The organism is Arthrobacter sp. UYCo732, assembly GCF_040547265.1.
GTDB lineage: Bacteria > Actinomycetota > Actinomycetes > Actinomycetales > Micrococcaceae > Arthrobacter.
This window is the reverse complement of record NZ_JBEPPJ010000010.1, coordinates 1-23024: the sequence shown is the minus strand read 5'-3', so window position 1 is coordinate 23024 and position 23024 is coordinate 1. Positions and strand designations below refer to the sequence as shown.

At 65.5% G+C, this 23024-nt stretch carries 27 protein-coding genes and 1 pseudogene; 14 read left to right on the top strand and 14 right to left on the bottom strand.

Annotated features, from left to right (window positions below):
* Positions 1–30 precede the first annotated feature (30 nt).
* The 4 genes from ABIB45_RS13650 to ABIB45_RS13635 all read left to right on the top strand — a co-directional run bounded on the left by ABIB45_RS13650 (position 31) and on the right by ABIB45_RS13635 (position 4130).
* Positions 31–1374, top strand: coding sequence for an isochorismate synthase (locus ABIB45_RS13650; RefSeq protein WP_354216402.1), 1344 nt, complete (start codon positions 31–33; stop codon positions 1372–1374).
* A 212-nt stretch (positions 1375–1586) separates the two neighbouring features.
* Complete coding sequence (locus tag ABIB45_RS13645; RefSeq protein ID WP_354216401.1) at positions 1587–2387, top strand: ABC transporter substrate-binding protein; 801 nt, start codon at positions 1587–1589, stop codon at positions 2385–2387.
* 127 nt (positions 2388–2514) lie between these two features.
* Positions 2515–3306, top strand: a complete 792-nt coding sequence (locus ABIB45_RS13640) for an amino acid ABC transporter permease (RefSeq protein ID WP_354216400.1) — start codon at positions 2515–2517, stop codon at positions 3304–3306.
* Between the two features lie 11 nt (positions 3307–3317).
* Positions 3318–4130: an amino acid ABC transporter ATP-binding protein gene (locus tag ABIB45_RS13635; protein WP_354216399.1), complete on the top strand. Its 813-nt coding sequence runs from the start codon at positions 3318–3320 to the stop codon at positions 4128–4130.
* Between the two features lie 1258 nt (positions 4131–5388).
* Here the strand turns inward: ABIB45_RS13635 and menD are convergent.
* From menD to ABIB45_RS13615, 4 genes are all read right to left on the bottom strand, one after another.
* Positions 5389–7128, bottom strand: coding sequence for a 2-succinyl-5-enolpyruvyl-6-hydroxy-3-cyclohexene-1-carboxylic-acid synthase (menD, locus tag ABIB45_RS13630; protein ID WP_354216398.1), 1740 nt, complete (start codon positions 7126–7128; stop codon positions 5389–5391).
* A 104-nt stretch (positions 7129–7232) separates the two neighbouring features.
* Positions 7233–9305 (bottom strand): PhoX family protein, encoded by a 2073-nt coding sequence (locus ABIB45_RS13625; RefSeq protein ID WP_354216397.1) that lies wholly within the window; start codon positions 9303–9305, stop codon positions 7233–7235.
* A 74-nt stretch (positions 9306–9379) separates the two neighbouring features.
* A complete protein-coding gene (locus ABIB45_RS13620; RefSeq protein WP_354216396.1) occupies positions 9380–10405 on the bottom strand; it encodes an o-succinylbenzoate synthase in 1026 nt (341 codons plus the stop codon).
* A 38-nt stretch (positions 10406–10443) separates the two neighbouring features.
* Positions 10444–11460: a magnesium and cobalt transport protein CorA gene (locus ABIB45_RS13615; protein ID WP_354216500.1), complete on the bottom strand. Its 1017-nt coding sequence runs from the start codon at positions 11458–11460 to the stop codon at positions 10444–10446.
* Positions 11461–11538: 78 nt separating this feature from the next.
* Here ABIB45_RS13615 and ABIB45_RS13610 point away from each other — a divergent pair, with 78 nt between their 5' ends.
* The 4 genes from ABIB45_RS13610 to ABIB45_RS13595 all read left to right on the top strand — a co-directional run bounded on the left by ABIB45_RS13610 (position 11539) and on the right by ABIB45_RS13595 (position 14729).
* A complete protein-coding gene (locus tag ABIB45_RS13610; protein WP_354216395.1) occupies positions 11539–11877 on the top strand; it encodes an ArsR/SmtB family transcription factor in 339 nt (112 codons plus the stop codon).
* A gap of 14 nt (positions 11878–11891) precedes the next feature.
* Positions 11892–12401 carry an SRPBCC family protein gene (locus tag ABIB45_RS13605; protein ID WP_354216394.1) on the top strand — a complete coding sequence of 170 codons (510 nt, stop codon included), beginning with the start codon at positions 11892–11894 and terminating at the stop codon, positions 12399–12401.
* Positions 12402–12523: 122 nt separating this feature from the next.
* Positions 12524–13708 carry an MFS transporter gene (locus ABIB45_RS13600; protein WP_354216499.1) on the top strand — a complete coding sequence of 395 codons (1185 nt, stop codon included), beginning with the start codon at positions 12524–12526 and terminating at the stop codon, positions 13706–13708.
* A 112-nt stretch (positions 13709–13820) separates the two neighbouring features.
* Entirely contained in the window at positions 13821–14729 is a 909-nt protein-coding gene (locus tag ABIB45_RS13595) for a phosphatase PAP2 family protein (RefSeq protein WP_354216393.1), read from the top strand.
* Positions 14730–14759: 30 nt separating this feature from the next.
* Here the strand turns inward: ABIB45_RS13595 and ABIB45_RS13590 are convergent, their stop codons facing one another.
* From ABIB45_RS13590 to ABIB45_RS13570, 5 genes and pseudogenes are all read right to left on the bottom strand, one after another.
* Positions 14760–14933: an MBL fold metallo-hydrolase gene (locus tag ABIB45_RS13590; RefSeq protein ID WP_354216505.1), complete on the bottom strand. Its 174-nt coding sequence runs from the start codon at positions 14931–14933 to the stop codon at positions 14760–14762.
* Positions 14907–15058, bottom strand: a pseudogene (locus ABIB45_RS13585) (amino acid permease); the annotation flags it as partial. The pseudogene ABIB45_RS13585 and the gene ABIB45_RS13590, both read right to left, overlap by 27 nt.
* 83 nt (positions 15059–15141) lie before the next feature.
* On the bottom strand, positions 15142–15537 hold the full coding sequence (locus ABIB45_RS13580; RefSeq protein ID WP_354216391.1) for an Asp23/Gls24 family envelope stress response protein: 396 nt from the start codon (positions 15535–15537) through the stop codon (positions 15142–15144).
* The gene (locus tag ABIB45_RS13575; protein ID WP_354216390.1) at positions 15530–16144 is read right to left on the bottom strand and encodes an Asp23/Gls24 family envelope stress response protein; all 615 of its coding nucleotides are present in this window, start codon (positions 16142–16144) and stop codon (positions 15530–15532) included. The genes ABIB45_RS13580 and ABIB45_RS13575 overlap by 8 nt, the downstream gene beginning before the upstream one ends.
* Complete coding sequence (locus tag ABIB45_RS13570) at positions 16135–16737, bottom strand: RNA polymerase sigma factor (protein WP_354216389.1); 603 nt, start codon at positions 16735–16737, stop codon at positions 16135–16137. The genes ABIB45_RS13575 and ABIB45_RS13570 overlap by 10 nt, the downstream gene beginning before the upstream one ends.
* Before the next feature lie 193 nt (positions 16738–16930).
* Here ABIB45_RS13570 and ABIB45_RS13565 point away from each other — a divergent pair, with 193 nt between their 5' ends.
* From ABIB45_RS13565 to ABIB45_RS13545, 5 genes are all read left to right on the top strand, one after another.
* Positions 16931–17443: an Asp23/Gls24 family envelope stress response protein gene (locus tag ABIB45_RS13565; RefSeq protein WP_354216388.1), complete on the top strand. Its 513-nt coding sequence runs from the start codon at positions 16931–16933 to the stop codon at positions 17441–17443.
* Between the two features lie 66 nt (positions 17444–17509).
* Complete coding sequence (locus ABIB45_RS13560) at positions 17510–17689, top strand: hypothetical protein (protein WP_354216387.1); 180 nt, start codon at positions 17510–17512, stop codon at positions 17687–17689.
* Positions 17686–18111: an Asp23/Gls24 family envelope stress response protein gene (locus ABIB45_RS13555; RefSeq protein WP_354216386.1), complete on the top strand. Its 426-nt coding sequence runs from the start codon at positions 17686–17688 to the stop codon at positions 18109–18111. Before ABIB45_RS13560 ends, ABIB45_RS13555 begins: the two co-directional genes overlap by 4 nt.
* Complete coding sequence (locus ABIB45_RS13550; protein ID WP_354216385.1) at positions 18108–18677, top strand: DUF6286 domain-containing protein; 570 nt, start codon at positions 18108–18110, stop codon at positions 18675–18677. The genes ABIB45_RS13555 and ABIB45_RS13550 overlap by 4 nt, the downstream gene beginning before the upstream one ends.
* 46 nt (positions 18678–18723) lie before the next feature.
* A complete protein-coding gene (locus ABIB45_RS13545; RefSeq protein ID WP_354216384.1) occupies positions 18724–19341 on the top strand; it encodes an Asp23/Gls24 family envelope stress response protein in 618 nt (205 codons plus the stop codon).
* A 270-nt stretch (positions 19342–19611) separates the two neighbouring features.
* On the opposite strand, the gene ABIB45_RS13540 is transcribed toward ABIB45_RS13545, so the two are convergent.
* From ABIB45_RS13540 to ABIB45_RS13530, 3 genes are all read right to left on the bottom strand, one after another.
* Positions 19612–19830 carry a hypothetical protein gene (locus tag ABIB45_RS13540; RefSeq protein ID WP_354216383.1) on the bottom strand — a complete coding sequence of 73 codons (219 nt, stop codon included), beginning with the start codon at positions 19828–19830 and terminating at the stop codon, positions 19612–19614.
* 2 nt (positions 19831–19832) lie between these two features.
* The gene (locus tag ABIB45_RS13535) at positions 19833–20090 is read right to left on the bottom strand and encodes a hypothetical protein (RefSeq protein ID WP_354216382.1); all 258 of its coding nucleotides are present in this window, start codon (positions 20088–20090) and stop codon (positions 19833–19835) included.
* Positions 20091–20248: 158 nt separating this feature from the next.
* A complete protein-coding gene (locus tag ABIB45_RS13530) occupies positions 20249–21466 on the bottom strand; it encodes an MFS transporter (protein WP_354216381.1) in 1218 nt (405 codons plus the stop codon).
* 120 nt (positions 21467–21586) lie between these two features.
* Between ABIB45_RS13530 and ABIB45_RS13525 the strand changes: the two genes are divergently transcribed.
* The gene (locus tag ABIB45_RS13525) at positions 21587–21928 is read left to right on the top strand and encodes a hypothetical protein (RefSeq protein ID WP_354216380.1); all 342 of its coding nucleotides are present in this window, start codon (positions 21587–21589) and stop codon (positions 21926–21928) included.
* Between the two features lie 60 nt (positions 21929–21988).
* Here the strand turns inward: ABIB45_RS13525 and ABIB45_RS13520 are convergent, their stop codons facing one another.
* The gene (locus ABIB45_RS13520; protein ID WP_354216378.1) at positions 21989–22309 is read right to left on the bottom strand and encodes a hypothetical protein; all 321 of its coding nucleotides are present in this window, start codon (positions 22307–22309) and stop codon (positions 21989–21991) included.
* Between the two features lie 352 nt (positions 22310–22661).
* The coding region (locus tag ABIB45_RS13515; RefSeq protein ID WP_354216377.1) for a transposase at positions 22662–23024 on the bottom strand (363 nt) is incomplete at its 5' end.

The following is a 23024-nucleotide window of genomic DNA, read 5'->3' as shown; positions in this document are numbered from 1 at the left end:
ACGCACCCGCGGGAGTACTGTTGTCTCATCATGACGAGCACGTTCCGCACCCTCACAGTCCCCCTGGACGGCAACGGATATGCCGGCGGACTGCCGCAGTTTCTGGTCCGGGCCGACGTCCTCTGCTGGACCCGCCGCGAAGCCGGCCTGGTGGGTTTCGGCGAACTTAAGCGCTTCACCGCAACCGGCCCGGACCGCTTCCTCGAGGCCGACATCTGGTGGCGGCACCTCGTCCTCGAAGCGGACATCACCGACTCTGTGGAACTGCCCGGCACCGGTCCCGTGGCCTTCGGCTCCTTCGCCTTCTCCAAGAAGTCCGCGCACGAATCGCGCCTGATTGTGCCCGAAATCGTGGTGGGCGTCCGCGACGGCCAGTATTGGCTCACCCAGTTAACGTTCGACGACGGCGACCTCACCGAAGCGGGCGCCCTCGCCGCCCTGGAGGGCTGGCTGAGCGGGGGCAGCATTCACAGCGACGTCGCCGAAGAACCGGACGCCGCCGTCGTCCGTCCTTTGCCTGCTGCTCCCGGAGCAACATTGCACACGGGGTCGCTCAGCGAGGAGGACTGGATGGCTGCCGTCGCCGCGGGGGTGGCAGAGATCCGCACCGGGGCGCTGGAGAAGCTGGTGCTGGCCCGGGACATAGTGGCCACGGTGCCGTCGGGCGTGAACGCAGCGAACGTGCTGCGTGAGCTGGCCATCCGGTACCGCGAATGCTGGACTTATGGTGTGGACGGACTGGTGGGTGCCACCCCAGAGATGCTGATCCAGGTGGAGGGCCGCACTGCCCAGGCGCGCGTGCTGGCGGGGACACTGGACCGCCGCGACGCCCACGGCCAGGACGGGATCCCGATGGACTACGCCGAGCGTGTGCTGGCCGGGTCCGAGAAGCAGCGGCACGAACACGAAATCGCCATTCAGTCGCTGACCTCGCAGCTGGCGCCGTTTTCCGAGGCTATGAACGCGCACGACGAGCCCTTTATTCTGGAGTTGCCCAACGTGTGGCACCTGGCATCGGACGTTAAGGCGGAGCTGGCCGAGGTGGAGGGCCACGTGCCCACGTGCCTGGCGCTCATCAACGCGTTGCACCCCACGGCCGCCGTTTGTGGCACGCCCACGCTGGTGGCCGGAGCCCTCATCCGGAAGCTGGAGCACCTGGACCGCGGCCCATACGCGGGTCCGGTGGGCTGGCTGGACGCGGCCGGCAACGGCGAGTGGGGCATTGCTTTGCGCGGCGCGGTCATCGAGGATGCTCACACCGTGCGGTTATATGCCGGCTGCGGAATCGTGGACGGGTCGCAGCCCGAGGCTGAGCTGGCTGAGACCTGGGCGAAGTTCCGCCCCATGCTGGAATCGCTGGGCTTCGGCAACTAGAACACAGGTTTTGGGCGCTCCATCCACCATTAACGCTGCGGGCCATGCGCCGTCCGGGATTCCGGACACTGCGTGGCCCTAGACTCTTGTCTAAAGCGGAGCGTTTGTTATCCAATAGTGAAACTAAGTTTCGTGTGATGCACATCTCTTATTCGGCGATACACTATGAACCGATTTAGTACCGCATACCCCTGCAACAAAAGGTAAAAAACATGCAGCTCAAGTCCCTGGCCCAGGCCAAGATCGCCGCCAAGGCAGCAGCAATCCTTGCCGCCGGCGCACTCACCCTCACTGCCTGCGGCGGTACGTCCACCCCGGCAGCATCCGAGGGCGGCGTCCAGCTCATCAATGCAGGCAAGCTCACCGTCTGCTCGGACGTCCCCTACGAGCCCTTCGAATTCCAGAAGGACGGCAAGATCGTGGGCTTCGACATGGACATCGCCAACGAAGTTGCCAAGGACCTCAAGGCAGAACTCAGCGTGGTGGACAGCTCCTTCGAAGCCATCGAGACCGGCACCGCCCTGACCGGCTGCGATCTCTCCATCTCTTCGGTTTCCATCACGGACGTCCGCAAGTCCGTGATGGACTTCTCCAACCCGTACCTGGACGATGACCTGACGCTCGTAGCCACCACTGCGTCCGGAATCTCCGACATCAACAGCGCCAAGGGCAAGAAGGTTGGCGTCCAGCAGGCCACCACCGGCGCCAAGTACGCCTCCGAGCACGGCATCGACGCCCAGCAGTTCGAGGACAGCGGCCTCCTGGTCCAGGCCATCCAGGCCGGCACCATCGACGCCGCCCTGGGCAACCAGTCCATCCTGGCCTACGCCATCAAGGATGACCCCAAGTTCAAGCGCGTGGAGGACTACACGTCCGGCGAGAAGCTGGGCATCTCCATCAAGAAGGGGAATACCGCCATGGCCGAGAAGGTCAACGCAACCCTGAAGCGCATCACCGACGACGGCAGCCTGAAAAAGTTCCAAACCACCTGGTTCGGCGAGGCCGCCAAGTAAAGCATTTTCGGACTGAGACTTTCACAGCCCTGAGAATTACGCCGCTGGGGCCCTTGACGAACTGCACCGCCTCTTTGCACCGCAGTACGTCCGGGGCCTCAGCCACGCAAATGAATGTGAGCACTCCATGGCAATGACCGCACGTCAACGGGCCAGAGTAAGCCTGTATGTCCAAATCGGCATCTTCGTTGTGGCCGTGGCCGCGCTGATCCTGGCCACGGACTGGAAGACTATCGGCAACAGTGTCTTCAACTTCGGCAAGATCGGCCCGATGTTCCCGGACATCTTTCTGGTGGGCCTCAAAAACACCCTCGTTTATACGTTCCTAGGCTTCGTGGTGGGCCTTTCCGGTGGTTTGCTGCTGGCCCTGATGAAGCTCTCCAGCTTTCCGCTGTACCGCTGGATCGCCACCGGCTATGTCGAATTCTTCCGCGGCGTCCCCGCACTGCTGGTCTTCATCGCGTTCGGCTACGGTGTCCCGCTCGCCTTTGGGGTCCAGTGGAACGTCACCCTGATCGTGATGATCTCGCTGGGTATGGTGGCTTCGGCATATATCGCTGAAACGCTCCGGGCCGGCCTGCAGGCTGTGCCCAAGGGACAGCTCGAGGCCGCCCGATCGCTGGGCATGCCGCAGTGGCGGGCCATGGTGTCCATCGTGATCCCGCAGGCTTTCAAAATTGTGCTGCCGCCGCTGACCAACGAGGTCATCCTGCTCACCAAGGACTCCTCGCTGATCTACGTCCTGGGCCTGACCGCCTCGCAGTACGAGCTCACCAAGTTCGGCCGTGACGGCATCTCCAGCCTGGGCGCCGGCCTCACTCCGCTCCTCGTGGCCGGTGCCTTCTACCTGGTCATCACCATCCCGCTGAGCCTCCTGGCCCGGAAGTTCGAAAGCCGCTCCGCGCGGACCAAGCGATAGGCAGGGAAGCCATGAACGACGTCGTAAATTCCTCCGCCGGCAACCCCGGCACCACCGGCACCATCAACGCCGCCGGCGTGTCCATCAAGGACCTGCGCAAGTCCTACGGCTCCAACGAGGTCCTCAAAGGCATCAGCCTGGACGTCGCACCGGGTGAAGTGGTTTGCCTGATCGGCCCCTCCGGCTCCGGCAAGTCCACCCTCCTGCGCTGCGTCAACCTGCTCGAGCAGCCCAACGAGGGTGCCATCCACGTGGGCGGTTTCGAGGCCACGGACCCGGACGTGGACATCGACAAAATGCGCCGCAAAGTGGGCATGGTGTTCCAGCAGTTCAACCTGTTCCCGCACCTGGACGCCAAGCGGAACTGCACCATCGCCCAGACGAAGGTCCTGAAGCGGTCCCAGGAAGAGGCCGACAAGGTGGCCGAGCACAACCTGGAGCGCGTGGGTCTGGGGCACCTGTCTGACCGTTTCCCGGACCAGCTGTCCGGCGGCCAGCAGCAGCGCGTTGCCATTGCCCGTGCGCTCAGCATGGACCCGGAACTGATGCTCTTCGACGAGCCAACCTCAGCGCTGGACCCCGAGACCGTTGGCGATGTCCTCTCGGTCATGCGGAACCTGGCCAAGGAAGGCATGACCATGCTGGTAGTGACGCACGAGATGGGCTTCGCCCGCGAAGTGGCCGACCGCGTGGTGTTCATGGACGGCGGCGTGGTGGTGGAGGAAGGTGTGGCCGAGCAGGTCATTTCCGCACCCACGCAGGGCCGCACCAAGGAATTCCTGCGCCGAGTCCTGGACCCGACCCACATCGACATCGAGGAATAGGCCGGGCCCGCTGCCTTCGACGCCCACTCGGCTCTGACGCGCATCTGGTTCCAGGACACGCAAACGGTCCGGTGACACCTGTTAACTGGTGTCGCCGGGCCGTCATGGCGTCCCCGGCCGTTGTCGCGTCCCACGGAAGGCCGACGGCGGCGCGGAACCCCGGCATCGGACAGCTTGCGTTCAAGTTCGCCGGCCGTCCACAGATCCGACCAAACCCAGCGCACCACATTGCGGCCGGTCGCCCGGATGTTGTCCTCCCGCATCTTCTCGGCCACCACAACCTGCCCGGGTGTTCTGCCCTTGAGATATTCGGCCTTCTCGTACTTCGCGAACCCGTCGAATTCGCCGACAGTGCGGCTGTGCTCCCAGTAGAAGTCCGACCAGCCGATCCGGCCACGGCTGTTGCGGATTTCGTACTGAAGGGTTGGTGCCGCGAACCCCGCCAAGTGAATGAGTCCGCGGCTGTACGACTCACCAGCAGAGCCCGACTCCGGGCTGGCGAATTCTATGGCTGCCCGGACCCGCCTCTCCGCCGCCGGCGTGTACCTAGCCGGCAGGGCGTCGAGCAGTTCCTCCTTGCTAAGAGGCGGCAGGCTACGGCCTGGATCGGGTTTTAAAACGTGGTCGAGGGGTACCAAGGCCTCGGCGAAGGGGACGAATGCCGCGAGGTCCAGGACTGTCTGGATCCGTGAGGTGATCAGCAGCCCGTCAGCTTCGTGGGCATCTATGGTTCCGGCATCAACTAGGTGCCGGCGGATTCCGGCCCGCGACCTTCCACCTCCTCTGAAAGTGGTCAGTGCGTGTACAGGTTGGCCCCGTTCAATAGTGGGAATGCCCATGGTGGTGGCAGCAGAGTGATGGGAAAAGATCGTGGGCGAATGACAGGTTTCCCCTGCGGCCACCACCCTGAGCCTGTACTGTTCCCACGGCTTCAACCCGTTCCAGGCGGCCGCGTCGACATACACGCCTTGGCGGACCCGAACGAGCACACCGGCCCTGACTGCCGCGGGCAACTGGCGGGTGCCGGCGCCGATCGAGGCCAGATCCCGCGTCAAAACGAGCTTGGGGAGTGCCGTCATGAACCCAAGATTGCACTCGCACGCCGCGCAGTGAAGGCCGCCAACAGGCTATGTGGACAACACCGTCTCCGGCCTGAGGACACGGGTTCGGCCCGCAGACCCGCGATCGGCACCGGGACACGCGGAAACGGGTGTCCCGGCGCCGAAAGTGCGTCCGCCAGCCGAAGCCGCGTCGGGAATCAGCCGCCGAGCACACCTACCACCGCTGCAGCCACGGCGGCCACAATGCGGGCATGCAGGTCCCGCAGGCCAACCCGGTCGGTACGGACCTCCACGATGGTGCGGCCCGCAACAGGTGCGGCAAGCGCTTCGGCAAGCCCCGCCGTCGTACTGACTGAGCAATGCCCGACGCCGTACGCTGCGGCGAGTGCCGCGAGGTCCACTGAGTGGGGGGTGCCGAAGAGGCGCTCGACGGCGTCCGCGTAGCCGCCGGCTTGGCGCACCGCACCGTGTTCCAGCAGGTCAAAGATGGCGCCGCCGGCGTCGTTGAGCACCACGATCCTGAGGTCCGGTGTGCTCTCGCCGGCACCGAGGAGCAGGCCGCCGGCGTCGTGCAGGAACGTGACGTCGCCCAGCAGCAGGGTGGTTTCCTGCCGGCCGCCGAGGGTGATTCCGGTGGCAGTGGAGATGGTGCCGTCTATCCCCGCGAGGCCGCGGTTGGCGTAGACGGTGGCTGCGGGTTCGGCGGCAGGCAGGCCGGCCAGGTCAACGTCGCGGATGCCGTTCGAGGAGCCCAGCATCAACTGGCTGCGGGCATTGCGCCACACGAGCGCAGCCACGGCCGGACCGGTGGCGGCGGGCTCTGCGGCGAGGACGACGTCCAAGGCGTGCTGCCCAGCGGACCCGGCCAGGAGCCACGTGTCCAGCCAGTCGGACGGACCGCGGCCGGCGAATTCGGCGAGGTCGGCCAGGCTTGCCAGCGGCAATTCGGTGCGCCGGCCGGGCTCATACCAGGCCACGGGAACCGGCTGGTACAGGGCGGAGGGCACGTCGGCACGGGCCAGCAGGGACGCTACCGGCCGGGAAAGTGTGGGCCGGCCGAAGAGCACTACCCGCTCGATGGGCTGCGCCGAGGCAGGACCAAAATGCGAGAGCAGCAGCCGGTACGGGCCCACGGCATTGGGTCCGAATCGGGAGTTGGACGACGGCTCGGCGAGCAGCGGCAGGCCGTGGGCGCGGGCGAACGCCTCGGCGACAGGCCCGGCGTCGTGCCCTGCCAGCACCACCGTGCGTCGCTCGTCCAGCCCCGAAGCGGCGGGGGGCAGGTTCATGGTGAGCGGCTCGGTGCCGATGCGGAATTTCGGCCGGCCGGCCGCCGTCGGAAGCGCCTCCCCCGCCGCCGGCACCAGCGGATCGCGGAACGCAAGGTTCAGCTGCACGGGACCGGGCGCGAGGTCGGAGAACGCGCCGGTAGCTGCGGACAACGCCGTTTCCACGGCCCGGCGCGGGCTGTTGCCAGCCGGAACATCGGCCGCGAACCTGACGTGCTCGCCGAACAGGTCCAGCTGGATGGTGGTCTGGTTGGCCCCGGTCCCCAGCAGTTCCTCGGGCCGATCGGCGGACAGCACCACCAGCGGGACGGCAGCGTGGTTCGCCTCCATTACAGCCGGCATAAGGTTGCCGACTGCGGTGCCGGACGTGGTGAGCACGGCCGCCGGTGAGCCGGTGGACAGAGCCAGGCCCAGGGCGGTGAAGCCGGCGGACCGCTCGTCGATCCTGACCAGCAGCTCCACCCGTCCCGCCGCGGACGCCTCGGCCAGTGCGTACGCCATCGGGGCCGAACGGGATCCGGGCGAGACCACCACATACTCCACGCCGCCGCCGATGAGGGCCTCGACGGCGATCCGCGCGGCCGCAATGGCGGTCAGGGGTGTGGCCGGGGAGTTGGTTTCGGGGTCCGGGTCATCCAGGGAAGTCACCGGTCCAGTCTGCCACGGACACGGGAAAGGCCCTGAGACACAGAATCGGCCGGCGGACTCCCGAAAACGGGTGTCCCCCGGCCGATTGCGTGGCGCCGGACCTGTCAGGTGTCCTGGAAAACCTGGACCACGGATGGACGGGGCGCGCGCGCCTGGCCGGGTGCCGGCGTCGTACCTGCCGGGACGTAGTCCGGGAAGTATGAGTGCGGCGCCTCGAAGGTGCCTTCCTCGCCCGGGTGCTGGACGGCAACAAACACAGTGCGTTCGTCATCGTGGATGATGGGGCCGCAGGTCTCGGCGTCGCGCGGGACGGCGAGGAACTGCTCCACTTTGCCGCGCTCTGCACCGTCCAGGGTGACCTTGAACAGGCCGTCCGCGTAACCGATGCCGGAGGGGGCGCCGTCGGTGGAGATCCAGAGGTTGCCTACGGAGTCGAAAGCCACGTTGTCCGGGCAGGAGATGGGCGAGACCTTGTCCACCGGGTAGCCGGAGAAGTAGGTGACGTCGCCCTGGGCCGGATCGCCACAGACCATCAGCAGGTTCCAGGCGAACTTCGTGGAGGTCTGGTCCCCGGTCTCGGTGATTTCCACGATGTGGCCGTCCCGGTTCTCGTTGCGCGGGTTGACCTCGGTGGCGCCTACCTTGCCAACCTTGCCGCGGTCGGAGTTGTTCGTGCAGACCACGTAGACCTTGCCGGTGTGGAGGCTGGGCTGGACGTCCTCGCAGCGGTCCATCTTGGTGGGACCAACCTTGTCGGCGGCGAGGCGGGTGTAAACCAGTACCTCCTCGACGGACATACCTGCCACGGCGGACTTGCCGCCAACCACCAAGGGCAGCCATTCGCCGGAGCCGTCGAAGGCGCCGTCGGACGGGAGCTTGCCGGAACCGTCGATCTCTGCCGCCGGCGAATCCCCGGTGAACTTGGCTACATAGAGGTCGCCCTGGGAAAGGAGTCCCATGTTGTGCTTGCGGTCGCCCTCGCGGTACTTGTCCGCAGAAACAAACTTGTAAAGGTAATCGAACTTCTCGTCGTCGCCCATGTAAGCCACCACGTGCCCGGACTCTGCAACGATCACGTTGGCGCCCTCGTGTTTGAAGCGGCCCATGGCGGAATGCTTGCGCGGGGTGGACAGGGGATCGAACGGGTCAACTTCCACGATCCAGCCGAAGCGGTTCGCCTCGTTCTCGTACCCGGCGTTCCGGGTGTCGAAGCGCGGATCGTCAAGCTCCCACTTGCGGGCGGTGGCCTTGGAGGTCAGGCCGTAGCGCTTGTCGCCGGCGGAGGTGCCCGGGGAAACGAAGTAACCGTTGAAGTTCTCTTCGCCGGAGAGGATGGTGCCCCACGGGGTGGTGCCGCCGGAGCAGTTGCCGAAGGTGCCCTTGATGGCGCGGCCTGAGGAATCCGCCACGGTCTTAACCAGCGGCGAACCGGCTGCGGGGCCGGTCAGTTCGTAGGTGGTGTCGGCGAGGAAGCGGCGGTTCAGCGGTGCGCCCTTGACGTAGCCCCACGGCTTGGTGGTGTTCTTGCGCTCGAGTTCCACGACGGCCAGGCCATGGGCCGCGCGGCCGATTGCGCGGGTTTCCGCGGCGTCGTAGCCAGCGGGCACCATGATGCCTTCGTTGGTGTACTCATGGTTGGTAAAGAGGACAGCGCGGCGGCCCTTGGTGTCCGGGATTTCCAGGATGTCCGTGTAGTCGTTGTTGTAGCCGAACTGGCGGGCCTGGGCAGCTGCGGTCTGGTTGTTCAGATCGAAGTCCGGGGAGTCGTTGAACAGCGGGTCACCCCAGCGGATGATCGGCTGCCACGTGAAGCCCTCAGGAACAGTGAAGGCGTCAACGGCTTTGTTCACCGGAGCGATCGGCGTGAACTGCAGCTTGGATTTGCCAAAACCTTCCTTCGCGGCCTTGGACAGGCCTGCTGCGGAGGCCGGCTCCGCGGAGGTCATGGCGCTGCCGAGTACGACGGCCAGCGCACCGGCGGCGCCGAAGCCCAGGGCGGCGCGGCGGGACATGGTGGCGGACGCGATGTCCCGGAAATAGCTGTTGGAGCTGGTGTTGCAGACGTCGCCGGCGCAGGCGTTGTCGCACTTTAGGGCGCAGGTAACGGCACTGCGCTTGCCCTTCGTATGGCCAAGCATGGTCAGCAGGGTGAATTTGCGGGCGGTCGTTTCAGACATGGGGGACCTTCCAGGGGTGAGATGCGTTCCCGCCCACGCTGTCAGCGCTACCCAAAAACGAGAGTACGCTCCGGTTAATCCCAAGTTAACAACAGTTGGCCGTAGACCCGTCGGAGCCGGTCCAGCCACCAGTTGCGGCGGTCGGCGGAAGCCGCAAAGTGCGACAGCAGCCCGGCGTCGGCGGAAACATCGCGGAGGCGGATGGCGCCGTCGTCGGCCACCAGCGGATCCAGGGTGATGTCCGAGGTGAACAGGGAGACCGTTGCCAGCCCGCAGGCATAGGGCAGCTCCGGCAAACAAGCGGCAAGGGCGAGTCCGGCGCGGATCCCCACGGACGTGTCCAGCGCGGAACTGACGACGGCGGGGAGCCCGGCCTGTGCCACGATGTCCAGCGCGCGCCGCACTCCCCCGAGCGGCGCGACCTTGACAACCAGCAGATCGGCGGCGCCGGCCCGGGCCACGCGCAGGGGGTCCGACTCCTTGCGCACGCTTTCGTCGGCGGCGATCAGGACCGGCGTTCCGGCGTCCCGCAGCTGGCGCCGCACCTCGGCGAGCCCTTCGATGGTGGGCACGGGCTGCTCAGCATATTCAAGCCCGACGGCGGCGAGCCGGGTCAGTGCCGCCACCGCGGCGGGCACGTCCCAGCCTCCGTTCGCGTCGACGCGGATGGCGGCGCCGGGCAGGGCGGCCCGGACGGCAGCGACGCGGGCGGCGTCATCGTCGAGAGTTTGCCCCCGTTCGGCCACTTTGACCTTGACGGCGTCAACCCGGCCGAACCGCGCCAGGACTTCCGGCACCCGGTCTGCCGAAACAGCAGGGACCGTGGCATTTACCGGAATCAGGGACCGCAGCGGCGCGGGGAAGCCGTGCCAGCCGGCCTCGATGGCGGCGGCGAGCCAGCGGCCGGCCTCGGCGTCGTCGTATTCCGGGAAGGGGCAGAACTCGGCCCAGCCCACGGGACCGCGCAGCAGCAGGGTTTCGCGCTCCAGGATGCCGCGGAACTTCACCCTCATCGGCAGGCTCACCACATGGGCGCAGGCCAACAGTTCATCGAGTTGCGGCAAAGCGGGGGGAACAGGAAGCGGAACCGGGGAAAGCATGCGTTCACTGTACAAGCGGGCGGCCCTCACCGGCCGGACTAGATCCACTTGTTGTGCTTGAACGTCCAGAACAGGACGAATCCCATGACCACCATCAGACCGAGGGCAAAGGGGTACCCAAACAGCCAGGTAAGCTCGGGCATTTCGTGGAAATTCATGCCGTAGATCGAGGCCACCAGGGTCGGTGCGAACAGGATGGCGGCCCACGATGAAATGCGTTTGACCTGCTCGTTCTGCGCGTAGCTGGACTCGGTGAGGAGGCGCATTTCGTCGTTCTGGCGCTGCGCAACCAGGGCTGCGTTGACGGCCAGGGCATTCTGCAGCAGCGCGCGGAACGACGCAACCCGTTCGTTCAGCCGGATCGCGTGGTCCAGGACGTCGCGGAAATGGTCCCGCAGCTCGGCTGACTGTTCGCGCTCAGGTGTTCCTGCGATGAGAACCTGGAGGATCCCGACCAGCGGACTGGTGGCGCGCTGGAAGGTGATGACCTGGCGGGACAGTTCGTAGATCCGGCGTGACACCTCCGGATCGGCACCGAAGAGGTCGTCCTCGATCTCGTCCACGTCGTTCTCCAGGCCGGCGGCGACGGGCTCGTATTCGTCCACTACCTGGTCAAGGATGGCGTACAGCACGGCGTCCGGTCCCAGGGTCAGGAACTCCGGCATCGATTCCATCCGGCGGCGCACCTTGGCCAGGTCCGGTGATTCCGCATGCCGGACGGTCACTACGTAGTCGGCGCCGACGAAGACGTGGATCTCGCCGAAGTCCACCTTTTCGAGGTCGTCCAGGTAGCGCGCGGGGCGAAGCACCAGGAATGCGCACTCGCCGTAATGCTCCAGCTTGGCGCGCTGGTGTCCGGCCAGGGCGTCCTCCACTGCCAGCGGGCTCAGGTCGAATTCCTCGGCCACCGACTGCAGCTCCTCGGCATCGGGGCGGTACAGCCCGATCCAGGCCATGCCTTCGCGCTGGCGGAGGAGGAAATAGGTCTCGTCCAGGTCCTCCGGATCCGCAGTCCGGACCCCGTCCACATACACCGCGTTATCGATGATGGTCATGGCTGTGACGTTAGACCTTTGCAGGCCCGGCGCCAACAACCCTTCCATCACATATCCATATGGGTATACAATCGCCGTATGGCTCGGGCAGCAACAACAGCAGATGCGTTCAACGCGGTGGCCGAGCCGCGCCGTCGCGATATCCTGGACGCCCTCGCCCACGGCGAGCGCCCGGTCGGCGAGCTGGTTGACCTCCTGGACCTGGCGCAGCCGCACGTGTCACGGCACTTGCGGGTGCTGCGCGAGGTGGGTGCCGTCGTCGTCCGCGATGCAGGCCGGCAGCGCCTCTACCGGCTGAATCCGCAGGCACTCAAGCCCATCCACGACTGGGTTGCCAGCTACCAGCACCTCTGGGAGGAACGGTTCGACCTCCTCGACGACGTGGTGGATGACCTCAAGCTGGAAGTCGAGCACTGATAAGGAGCAAGGCAATGGCACAGGCACGCAGCGGGACCCTGGACGTGACGTTTCCCAGCGACACCGAAATCCTGATCACCCGCACGGTGAACGCGCCCCGGCACCTCGTGTACCGTGCCTGGACTACCCCGGAGCTGGTGAAAAAGTGGTGGCCGGGCCGGCGCGGTGAGATGACGGTGGCGGACATGGACCTTCGGGTGGGCGGCGCGTGGCGGTTTGTCATGACGGCGCACGGCGAGTTCCAGGTGGCATTCCACGGCACATACCGCGAGATCGTGCCCACTGAACGGATCGTCAACACCGAGGTCATGGAGAGGCCGGGCGCGGCGACGGCCAGCGAGGAGGGTGCAGTGCTCAACACCGTCACCTTCGAGGACACGCACGACGGCGGCGCTACTTTGGTCAGCATCCGCACGGAGGCGGGCAGCAAGGAAGTCCGGGACATGATTGCGAAGTCCGGCATGGAGGGCGGCTTGCGCGAACAGTTCGAGATCATCGAGGAGCTGGCGGCCTCGCTCACCTAAGGCTTTGGGCCCCCAATCACCCCAAGCCCAGGGCGCCGCCCCAAGTAAGTAGCAGCAAATGTCGTTTGGGCCCTCATAATGACATCTCCTGCTACTTACTTGGGAGGAAGGAAGTGCCCGTCATGATCGGCGCCGAAAGACTGCAGGCCCGCACCGCCACCGTCCCGCTGTACGCGGCAGGATTCGTCACCGCGTTCGGTGCCCACAGCATTGCCGCCGGCCTGGGCGCGCAGAGCGCAAACATCGGCCTGACACTGCTCAATCTGGGCATCCTGCTCGCCCTCTATGACGTTTCCGAGGTCTTCCTTAAGCCAGTCTTTGGGGCCCTGAGCGACAGGATCGGCACCAAACCTGTGATCGTCAGCGGGCTCCTGGCCTTCGCGGCACTGTCGCTGATCGGGCTCTGGGCGGCCGATCCCCTCATGCTCGGACTCGCGCGGCTGGGGCAGGGCGCCGCGGCGTCGGCCTTCTCGCCGGCGTCGTCGGCCATGGTGGCGCGGCTGGCGGCGGGCAAGAAAGCCGGGACGTACTTCGGCCGGTACGGTTCCTGGAAAAGCCTGGGCTATGTCATAGGCCCGCTGCTGGGTGCGGGCCTGATTCTCGCGGGCGGATTTGCGCTGCTGTTCGGCGCCCTGTCGGTTCTGGCGGCGGCCACCGCGGTATGGGTGATGGTGTCCGTTCCCGGCCTGCCGCCGCTCCCCCGGCAGCGGTACACCGTGGTGGACCTTGCCCGCCAGGTCACCGAACGGCGCTTCCTGGTTCCCACGCTGGTGCTGGCGGCCTCGACGGGCGCGCTCGGCGCGGCGATCGGCTTCATTCCCGCTCTGGCAACGCGGCACGGCCTTGGCCCTGTTGCCGGAACGGCCGCCGTCAGTGTCCTGGCCATCACCTCCGTGCTTATCCAGCCCAGGATCGGCAGGCTGCGGGACGCTCGCCGCATCAGCGACAACCACGGAACGACGGCGGGACTCCTTCTCACCGCCGCCGGTGTCGCACTCATCGCACTCATCCCCGGGCCGGTCACCCTTTTCCTTGCCGCCGCAGCTATCGGGGCCGGCATTGGCCTGGCCACACCGCTCGGTTTCGCTCATTTGGCAGACACCACGCCGCCGGAGCGGATGGGCCGGACCATGGGGTCCGCGGAGCTCGGGCGCGAACTCGGCGATGCCGGCGGGCCGCTGCTGGTGGGCGGGATCGCCACCCTCACCGCGCTGCCGTTCGGACTCGGGGCGCTGGCGTTGCTCATTGCGGCGGCCAGCCTCCCGCGCCTCCCGGACGCCGCGGTTCCCGAAGTCCCGCCCCAGTAGCCGCTGCCCGACCAAGTAAGCAGCGCGGACTGTCGTTCCGAAGCTTGAAAACGACAGATCGGGCAACCCGGTTGGGTCACGGACCCACAGATTTGTGTGACACCCTTAACTGATGACGCTTTCACCACCCGCGCGCACCAGGACCCCCACACGCCCAGCCCCGGGCTCCGGCTTTATGTTCTCTTTCGCCACGCTCGCCTGCGTTGTGGGTCTGATCGCCACGTACTACTACTTCGTCCAGACCACCACCGGCCAATTCATCGACGAGTCCGCGCTGGTTGAGGCCGTTGACGTCCATGGGCCCGCAGGCAAGGCTGCCACCGAGTTCCTGGATTGGCTGCCCACCATCTCCCTGGTGATGGCCGCCGTCGTGGTTCTGTTTGTCACGGTGATCCGACGGCGGTGGTCGGCTGCCGGGATCGCCATCACGGCCTGCATCGGCGCGAATATTGCCACCCAGGTCCTGAAGGAGGTGCTGCCGGCGCGGCCCGACACGGGTGTGGTCACGCTGGAACTCAACTCGCTGCCGTCCGGGCACACCACGCTGGCGGCGTCGGCTGCGGCTGCGGTGTTCCTGATGTCCTCGCCGCGGTGGCGTCCGCTGGCGGGTTTTGTGGGCGGCACATTCGCGATCGCGTCCGGCGCGTCCACGCTGATCAACCAGTGGCACCGGCCGGCGGACGTGGTGGCCGCCTTCCTCCTGGTTGGGGCGTTTATGATCCCCGCCGGCTGGCTGATCCTCAGGTGCGGCGGGACATGGAATGTGTGGGACGGGTTCGGCAGGCACCTTGGCTCGGCCCGGATCTGGCTTCAGCTGCCGGTGGCTCTCGGGCTGGCGTCGGCCGCGGTGGCGGTGTATTCGCTCGCCAAGATCGCGCCGGGCCCGCTGCAGGAAGGCAGCACCACCAACTACTTCTGGGCCGGCATCGCACTCATTGTGATCGCCGGGTATCTGGCCACCGTGGCCACTACATCGCTGTTCTCATACGCCGCACGACGGCGGGACTCACCGAGGAGGTAGTCCCCCCTGGGTGAGTCCCGCCGTCGTGCTTCAGGACAGCGTCGCCGATGGCGGGGTGGCGGCGAGGTCCTCGGCGAACTGCGGGTCGATGACTTCGTGGACGACGCAGTCGCAGCCCCGGACCCAATCGATCAGGTTCTCGCTCACGCCGGTGTCGCCGGAAACCACCACCGACCCCATGCCGCAGATAAGGCGGGCCGCCATGAGCATATTGATCAGGGCGTTGTCGGCGACGGCGAAGACCGCGAGAACGGGAAGATCCTGTCGATCGGGAAGTCCGGCGATCCCTTGTGCACCACTTCAAGCAAGGCGGCGCCTTCAGCCTCGCGGCGGCGTGCTGCATAACGGACCCGCGGGTCGGGCTTGGCAGGTGCCAATCAGGATGGCAGCCAAGGACGCTCTTGAACGTACGCTACACGGGTCTTTTCCACGATTGAGGTTCTATGGCGAGAATGCAGATGTCGACGCGGCCTGGGGTTAGGCCGGTGTGGCTGATCCTCTCGCGCACGCGTTGTTGTACTGCTTCGGCGACGGTGAGGGCGGTCCAGGCGATGTCGGTAGCGATGTCGAGGTGGACGTGTGCGGTGCCGTCGCTGATCGTGGCGGCGACGCCGTCGTGTCGGTAGGTGCCGTTTTGGCTTCCGGGGTTGCGGAAGTTTTGCAGTGCGGCGGGGCCCAGGCGGGCCAGGAAACCTTTGATGGTGGGTTCGAGCCTGAGGACTCCGCGCGTTTCCAAGGCGGTGCGGGCGGCGAGGGAGGCGATCAGCTGGCTGGTGATTACTTGGCCGTGGAGGGTTGGGTCAGACATCGTAGAGGTCCTCGACTGTGATGTTGATGGTTCCGGCACTGATGCCGACACCGGCCGGAATGGCGTTGCCGATCTCGTGCCGCAGCGCGGCAACGGTTCGGGGGATGTCGATGCCCGCGGCGGCGGCAACCCTGAGATTGACTATGAGGTGGGGGCCGGCAGTGGTGGTCGTGCGGATGTTTCCGGTCGGGTTGTACTCAGCGGACAGGCTGTCGGCGGCGGAGCGTATTTCGATGCGGCAGCGCCGTGAGTGAATTCCGGGGATCGTCGTTGCTGCGAAGCGGATGAGGGAGCTTAGGGCTTGCTCGCTGATCTCGGTTGCGCCGTTGTCTGTGCTGTGCAGGAGTATCCGTTTGCTGCGGCGGATCTCGGCGCGGGCAACGTCCATGATGGCGTTCGTTACTCCGGGGCGCGGTTTGAGAGCGGGGTTGTGCAGGTCGCGTTCGCGTAGTGAACTCGTTGCCTCACGGAGTCCTTTGAGCCGGGTCCTGGCCGTTTGGCATTGATCGCACTGCGCTTCGTGCGCGGTGGGCGGCTCGTTGATGGTGGCCCAAATCCCGTCGATGCTGCGCCCGCAGCCCAGGCGGGGGATGTCTTCTAACGCCATTGGCTCATCCCTTCTGCTATCTGGTGCCGTGCCCGGGCGAGTGTGCCGCGGACCGCTGTCGGGCTGATCTTCAGTGTGGCACCAATTTCGGCGTAAGTGCGGCCGTGCATTTCCCTTAGCAGCCAGCAGGCCCGTTGTGTTGGGGGGAGCGCGTTGAGCGCTGCAGTCAGGCCGTCTTGTTGGGCGGACCATTCGGCCTCCTGAGCCGGGTCCGTTCCGGCGGCCGCCCGGTTGGTGCCGGTTTCGGTGATGGAGCGGATGTCGTCCGGGTTGGTAAGTTTCTCGGCACGGGTGGCTCGTTTGCGCAGGAGGTCCAGGCATTTGTTGGTCGCCAGCCGGTAGATCCAGCCGCCAAAAGCGTTGACGTCAGCGAGCATGTGCAGGCCGCGCCAGCTTGTTGTCAGGGTCTCCTGCACGATGTCTTCGGCTTGTCCGCGGTCGTTGAGCATCCGATACGCCAGCCGGAAGACTCTGTCCTGATAGGTGATCACCAGGTGTTCGAATGCTGCCACGTCGCCGTCTTGGGCGCGGGCAACGATACTTCCTTCATCCAGGTCCGGTTCGGCTTCGAAGGCGGGTCCATGATCATCCATGCGCTGTCCGTCCCGTCCGGTGCTGTACCGGCGCTTGGCCCCAATATGCCATAGCCGGGCATCGGCTGGGAACCTTCCCTGGTTGCGTCCTCTCTGGAGAAAAATACTTCGCGCCACGGCGTGACGTTTCAGGATCGGCTTCGTCTTTACCTATGTAAGCACGATCACGATGTTCGAGAAGGAGCTGTTTTTCATGGCAGAGTCACCCAATACCCCCGGCGCTTCCACCGGCGTTGTCGCCACCTCCGAGGAGCAGAAACGCAACGCATCGGTGGAGCAGCCGAAACGGCATGATGCGCTGCACACGGACCGGGGCGATACCACGATTGAGGAAACCGTAGTGCAGAAGCTGGCCGGCATGGCCACCCGTGAAGTACCGGGCGTGTACGCCATGGGCAGTGCGGGGCGGCGGGCGTTCAGCGCCCTGGCCGAACGTATCCCGGGATCGCAGACCAATGTCAGCGGCGGCGTTAGCGTTGAAAAAGGTGAACGCCAGACAGCCATCGACGTCTCGATCGTCGTGGACTACGGCATCTCGATCGTGGATGTCAGCCAGGGCATCCGCCGCAACGTTATCCAGTCCGTCGAGCATGCCACCGGGCTGGAGGTGCTGGAGGTGAACGTCAACGTCACCGACGTGCACCTGCCCGATGACGACCAGCAGGACCAGCAAGGCCAAAAGGACCAAAAGACCGAACTTCAGTAAGTCCACAGCACCGGGCGGCAACCCCCGGCCGGTGCGCGAGTAAGGCCGAAAAGGAAAAGGATGGCTATGTCTACTACACGGTGGTGCCTGGCGATAGGACTGGTACTCGGAATTGTTTTGGGTTTCGGCGGCTGGTGGGCTCTGGTGTCCGCGATCGCCTTGGGCTTCATCGGCTTGGTGGTTGGCCGGGTAGCGGAGGGGAAGCTGGACATGGCGGCCCTTTTCGGTAAAGCATCGAGCCGATGAATCCGCAAGGCGCCCACCCGCTGCCGTCCACCGCAGGCGATGACACCGGCAAAGGTGACATCGACTCCCGCGGGCAGACCGTCCTGGCCGATAAGGTGATCGAGAAAATCGCCAGTCAGGTCGCCAGTGATGAATCGGTGGCCGGTGGTTCCTCCGGTGGTTTCCTGGGCATCGGAACCCACGCGGACCTCTCTGCCCGTCCCAAGGCATCGGTGGAACTGAGCGGAAACATCGCCACCCTCAGCGTCGAAGTCGGGATGCTCTACCCCGTCCCGTTACGGCAGGCAACCGAGGCGTTGCGGGAGCGGATCCGGGCCAAGGTGACGGAACTGACCGGCGTGGAAGTCCGACAGATAGATATCAGAGTTTCATGGCTGACGACCGACCGTGGTGACGGCAGCGGACGAAGGAGGCTGCTATGAGCCGGAACAACGGACAATCGACCCGGCTTCGACGCCGGCCCAGCCGGACCGTTCCGGCGTCGATCGTCGGAATCCTGCTGCTGGCCGCCGGCGTCGCCCTGGTGTGGTTGACTGTCGCCCGGTTGATTGACGGCACCTGGTCCACGCTCCTGCTCGGACCCCGTGACTGGCTCACGGGGCTGGCATGGAACGCTCCGGATGTGTGGGGTGTCGGGATAGCCGCCGGCGTGGTGGGTTTGATTCTGCTGTTGTGCGCCCTCATCCCGGGCAGGTTTAGCGCCCTGACGGTCCGGAGCGCCAGTGGCGATGACGCCGAGGGGCGGGAGACCGTGATAACCCGCAGTGCCGTGGCCCATCTGGCGAAGGCACAGTGTGTGCAGATCGACGGTGTCAGTTCGGCTTCAGCAACCGCCACCAACAAGCGCGTGCACTTGAGTGTGAAGACGTCCCTGCGGGACGCCGGTGATCTGGGTACCCGCGTCACCGATAGTGTCCGCGACCGCTTGAAGGCGATCGGGCTTGACCCGGTACCGCGTGTTACCGCCACGGTCGAATCCAAGAGTTGAGACCCACGTCCGCTCCCGCGCTCCATTTACCGAAGGAAGGCTTCCAATGCGACAGATGGCAGGAACCTTGAACCGCACGTGGCTGACGATTGTGGGAATCATTTTCCTGGCCGGCGGCATCGCGTTGCTCCTGCAGTCTGCCGGGGCACTGCAAAGCCTCGCCAACACCGCACCCGCGGGAGCGAAGGTCGTTTCGGATGATTTGTATCCATTCTTTGCCCAATTATGGGCGGTGGTACTTCTACTGGTCATCGGCGCCATTATCGGTGGGCTGGGGTTGCTGTGGGTCGCCGCGCAGATTCCGCGGAAGAACCCGGCCGCCGCGTACCGCCTACACGCCGGCGGCGCCCAAGGCCGCACCATCTGCGAGCCGTCCGTGCTGGCCACGGCGGTCGAGAAACAGGTCAACACCCTGCCCGGCGTGCTTGGCTCTTCGGCCATCCTGCGCGGGACCGCGGAAGAGCCGGACTTGACCCTGAAAGTCACCGTCAACGACAGGGCCGACGTCCGGGAGCTGCTGCGCCTTCTCGAAACATCCACTCTTCCCGAACTGTCCACCGCCCTGGAGGCACCCCTTCAGCGGCGCCGGTTACAAATCGACATCAGCGGACGCACCCTAGGCACCGGAACAGTCGTGCCCTCCACCGGCACCGTCCTCAAATAGAAAACCCGCCCCTCGTGAGAAATACATAAGCGAGCACCACTGACGACATCGAGATGATCATGAGAATCCCTCACCGTGCATCCGTTGAGCCCCCAGTCGCCGCTCTCCAGCACCGCGAGACCCCGCTTGAATGATGCGGCTACAGGTGAGGTGTACTAGTGATGTGAGACACAGTTTGAAGGGATTGTGACTATGTCTGCGTGACCAACCTATTCCGATGAGTGCAAGACCGATGCGGTACGGCTCCGGACCTTGACAGGCTATCGGATGTCATGCGGGGAGCTCCATCTGGAAGCCGCATTGGCAACGCAGTACCCGGGTTGTCAGGTAAACGTCCAAGGCATCCAGCTTCGCCCGGTCGGTGAAGGCGGAGGCAGGGAGCCAGCGCAGGTCTGAACCCACTTTCTGCATCGGCTCGCCACAGTGAACGTAATCCCCGCCGACGGCTCGCAGGGCATAATCGTTGGAGCCATACGGATGGATAGACATCGTTACGCTGCAGCCGGGTAGCTGGACAGGATGTAATCCGCGGCGGCCGGGCCCACCATCCGTAGCCGGCTGTTATGGACATCGATGCCGGCCCGTTGCATGGCCGTTCGGAAAGTGTCATCGGGTTTCGCCTTGAGCCCCTGAAGGAGGCACCAGCTGGTGTACAGGCCGTAAAGACAATCGGCGGACAGGGGACAGTCGGTATCGAAATCCGCAACGGTGGCTTCAGAAAGGAACTTGGTGAAATGCGAGGTAGCCATGATGGCACTCTTTCGCTGATGTGCATTTGGCCGCCGGCTTGCTACAGCGGTATCTCCTGAAGGCCCTGCACGACGCCAACGAGGGGAACTCCATCCAAAGGATGTGACGAGTCCCACCTCGAATGTACGCACAACCTGTCCCGCTGTCCAGCCGGCACTCAGTAATTCCGCCGGTGCCGCAGCCTGGGCAGCACCACCGCGAACACGCCGGCCGCCGCGAACCCCAGGAACCCGGTGGCCGAGACGCCCGCACCCAACGTCGCCAAGGCCGTGACCCCGGAGAGCAGGACAGGCCCGCCGGTGGAACCCGCGTCGGCAATGAACCGCCACAGCCCAAGGAACTGCCCGCGGCCACGGTCGGGCGAGAAGTCGGCGCCGAGCGTCATGATCAGCCCGGAACTGATGCCGTTCCCGAAACCGACCAGCAAAGCAGCCAGCAGCAGTCCAGTAAACGAGGCAGACAGCGGAATCAGCAGCATCGCGATGCCCATAATCACGGTGGACGGGATGGCCACGAACAGCCTGCCCCGCCGGTCCATCACCTTGCCGGCAGGGTAAAACACCAGCATGTCGATCGCCCCGGACAGCCCGTAAATCACCGATGCCTGGGCCGGATCCATCCCCAAATGGTCGGCCCACAACGGGATGACCACCTGGCGCGACGCGCGCAGCGCGCCGAGCAGCAGGATGCCCACCCCCAGCGTCAGGAACACGCCGGCATGCGAGACCGCGACGGTCCGCAGCGTCGGCTCCGGAGTCCTGTGTCCGCCGTCGGGCGCTGGCGGAACCACCAGGTCCGGGATGGTGACCGCCAAAACCGCGGCCGCCGCCATGCCCACCACGCCCACCCAATACGCGCCGGCGATCCCCGCGAACTGCATCACAAAGGCACCAATGAACGGCCCAACAAACACGCCGATCCGGCTGACCCCGCCCAGCGTCGACAGCGCCCGCGCCCGGAATTGAACGGGCACGGCCTCGGTGAGGTACTTCTGCCGCGCCAGGCTGAACACGCTGGCGGCCATTCCGACGACGATCATCGCCACCGCCAGCAGCCACAGTCCGTTGGGAATCCAGGAAGACATCGCGGCGGCTGCGAGCGCCAGGGCGCCAACTGCGGCAGCACCAACAATCGACCACCGTTCGCCGAACTTGAGGGTAATCAGCGACGCCGGCAGGTTGAAAAACCATGAGCCGAGCCCGATCAGCGTGACAATCAGCGCGGAGACCGCCACCGAGGCGCCGAGGTCTCGCGCGGAGAGGACCACCACGGGAAGCACGGCGCCTTCGCCGATGCAGAACAGCAAGGGAGGCCCAAACGCGGGTATTGCGATGCTTCGGAAGTTGAACGGCGGCGAGGTTCCTGGCGAAGTCATCAGATTTATCTTATGCCGCGGGAAATTCCCCAGCATTCAGGGGGTCACAAGCAGCTCCGCGAGGACTAACGTTTGCCTTGTGGGGCGCTGCCACCCGCCCCTCACAGCCAAGGAGGTCTCATGGGTGAGGTGTGGATCCGCACCATCAGCAACAGCCTGGTCCGGGCGGACAAAGTCACGGAAATCGCGTCCACCCGGGGGTCGCTCCACGACGACCAAGGCTACTCGCTCAAGGTCATCGTGGACGGAAAACCCCACGTGGTCATTGACGACGGCGGGCTCCCGGGCTCGTCCACCGAGCGGCAGGATTATGCGCGGCACCTCGAGGATGCCCTGCTGTTTGCCCTCGATGAGGCAAGCGAGTCGGGCGCCTCCGTAGTGGTCTGCTTCCAACCGGACACTGAGCGCTGGGCTCTCGCTCCGGCGGCGGAGCTGGCCGGCGGACTTCCCGCCGTCGGGTAACGGCCGTTAATGCCCGACGGCGGGACTCCCGCTGGGAGAGGGTTCCGCTGAGGGCAGGATTCAGGCAGCCGCGCGGAGCGGGACGTGATCGGCACGGCGCGGCGGGAGGATGCTCAGCGTGCACCGGGTCTGCTCCGGGTCAATCCTGGCCGGCAGGTGATGGGTTGCGGAGCAGGCCTCCAGCTGGCGCAGCGCTTCGGGGTCGACGCGGGCATTCCGCATGTCCAATTCCAGTTCAAGGTTGTGCTTCAGAGCATTGGCGCGCTTCACCACAACGTAAAGGGCCTGGATGCTGTGGACGGTGACGTGGCCCTTGGCGAGAACCTGGGCCCTAGCGTGGTCGAGGTCTACACGGACAAGAATGCTGAGCTTATCGTTCAAGGTGAAATGCCTTCCTTGCATGGCTGCGACGCTGCAACCCGGGAGGCCGCGACGCTGCGGCCAGTGGCCGCGCCTTCTGCAGCCACATTCAGGGTAGGCACTTCATGTGACCTGCGCAACATCTGGTACGGATTGTGTCGGCGCCCACTTCGCGCCCATAGCACTAGGTGCGTGGGTCGGTAGTGGTTTGACGGTTCCGCAGGTTTGAGCCGTGACGGCCCGGGGGCGGTCTCGTTTTTCTGGAAAGGGGGCGGGCCTTCTGGCATTTTGGCGGTAGGAGACCTGGAAGGGCTCCTGCGGGCCGCGGTTCGGTTCTGCAGGTTCGATCCCGGGGCACCGTCCCCGGTCGGGTTCAGGCGGTGGCGGTGCGGTAACTGAAGAGTTTGAGCAGGTTGTGGCAGCCAGCCATCAGCTTCCACTCCCCGGATGCTTTCTCCAGTCCGCGCAACAGCACATGCTTGCCTTGCCGGGTGTTGATCTGTCCGAAGACCGGTTCCACGATGGCTTTGCGCCGGGCGTAGACCGCCTGGCCCTTCTTCGTTTTCAGTTTCCGGGCCATCCGTTCGACCGGTGTCGCGTCCGCCGGGATCCTGCCCCTGGGCGATTCCGGGACCGGACGCCCGTGTTTCATCCGCCGGGTGGAGATGAAGAACTCCGTGGCGCCATCGGCTTCAAGGTCTTTGACGTGTTCGAGGTTCGCCGCCGAGCAGTACCC

What these genes read in the sequence shown, in the direction of transcription:
- ABIB45_RS13590 (WP_354216505.1), bottom strand. Translation starts at nt 14,933, where the DNA reads ATGGCGGCCCGCCTTATCTGCGGCATGGGGTCGGTGGTGGTTTCCGGC.
- ABIB45_RS13635 (WP_354216399.1), top strand. Translation starts at nt 3,318, where the DNA reads ATGAACGACGTCGTAAATTCCTCCGCCGGCAACCCCGGCACCACCGGC.
- ABIB45_RS13580 (WP_354216391.1), bottom strand. Translation starts at nt 15,537, where the DNA reads ATGTCTGACCCAACCCTCCACGGCCAAGTAATCACCAGCCAGCTGATC.
- ABIB45_RS13595 (WP_354216393.1), top strand. Translation starts at nt 13,821, where the DNA reads ATGACGCTTTCACCACCCGCGCGCACCAGGACCCCCACACGCCCAGCC.
- ABIB45_RS13560 (WP_354216387.1), top strand. Translation starts at nt 17,510, where the DNA reads ATGTCTACTACACGGTGGTGCCTGGCGATAGGACTGGTACTCGGAATT.
- ABIB45_RS13615 (WP_354216500.1), bottom strand. Translation starts at nt 11,460, where the DNA reads ATGACCATCATCGATAACGCGGTGTATGTGGACGGGGTCCGGACTGCG.
- ABIB45_RS13530 (WP_354216381.1), bottom strand. Translation starts at nt 21,466, where the DNA reads ATGACTTCGCCAGGAACCTCGCCGCCGTTCAACTTCCGAAGCATCGCA.
- ABIB45_RS13605 (WP_354216394.1), top strand. Translation starts at nt 11,892, where the DNA reads ATGGCACAGGCACGCAGCGGGACCCTGGACGTGACGTTTCCCAGCGAC.
- ABIB45_RS13550 (WP_354216385.1), top strand. Translation starts at nt 18,108, where the DNA reads ATGAGCCGGAACAACGGACAATCGACCCGGCTTCGACGCCGGCCCAGC.
- ABIB45_RS13610 (WP_354216395.1), top strand. Translation starts at nt 11,539, where the DNA reads ATGGCTCGGGCAGCAACAACAGCAGATGCGTTCAACGCGGTGGCCGAG.
- ABIB45_RS13540 (WP_354216383.1), bottom strand. Translation starts at nt 19,830, where the DNA reads ATGTCTATCCATCCGTATGGCTCCAACGATTATGCCCTGCGAGCCGTC.
- ABIB45_RS13565 (WP_354216388.1), top strand. Translation starts at nt 16,931, where the DNA reads ATGGCAGAGTCACCCAATACCCCCGGCGCTTCCACCGGCGTTGTCGCC.
- ABIB45_RS13625 (WP_354216397.1), bottom strand. Translation starts at nt 9,305, where the DNA reads ATGTCTGAAACGACCGCCCGCAAATTCACCCTGCTGACCATGCTTGGC.
- ABIB45_RS13535 (WP_354216382.1), bottom strand. Translation starts at nt 20,090, where the DNA reads ATGGCTACCTCGCATTTCACCAAGTTCCTTTCTGAAGCCACCGTTGCG.
- ABIB45_RS13640 (WP_354216400.1), top strand. Translation starts at nt 2,515, where the DNA reads ATGGCAATGACCGCACGTCAACGGGCCAGAGTAAGCCTGTATGTCCAA.
- ABIB45_RS13650 (WP_354216402.1), top strand. Translation starts at nt 31, where the DNA reads ATGACGAGCACGTTCCGCACCCTCACAGTCCCCCTGGACGGCAACGGA.
- ABIB45_RS13575 (WP_354216390.1), bottom strand. Translation starts at nt 16,144, where the DNA reads ATGGCGTTAGAAGACATCCCCCGCCTGGGCTGCGGGCGCAGCATCGAC.
- ABIB45_RS13555 (WP_354216386.1), top strand. Translation starts at nt 17,686, where the DNA reads ATGAATCCGCAAGGCGCCCACCCGCTGCCGTCCACCGCAGGCGATGAC.
- ABIB45_RS13600 (WP_354216499.1), top strand. Translation starts at nt 12,524, where the DNA reads ATGATCGGCGCCGAAAGACTGCAGGCCCGCACCGCCACCGTCCCGCTG.
- ABIB45_RS13570 (WP_354216389.1), bottom strand. Translation starts at nt 16,737, where the DNA reads ATGGATGATCATGGACCCGCCTTCGAAGCCGAACCGGACCTGGATGAA.
- ABIB45_RS13545 (WP_354216384.1), top strand. Translation starts at nt 18,724, where the DNA reads ATGCGACAGATGGCAGGAACCTTGAACCGCACGTGGCTGACGATTGTG.
- ABIB45_RS13620 (WP_354216396.1), bottom strand. Translation starts at nt 10,405, where the DNA reads ATGCTTTCCCCGGTTCCGCTTCCTGTTCCCCCCGCTTTGCCGCAACTC.
- ABIB45_RS13525 (WP_354216380.1), top strand. Translation starts at nt 21,587, where the DNA reads ATGGGTGAGGTGTGGATCCGCACCATCAGCAACAGCCTGGTCCGGGCG.
- ABIB45_RS13645 (WP_354216401.1), top strand. Translation starts at nt 1,587, where the DNA reads ATGCAGCTCAAGTCCCTGGCCCAGGCCAAGATCGCCGCCAAGGCAGCA.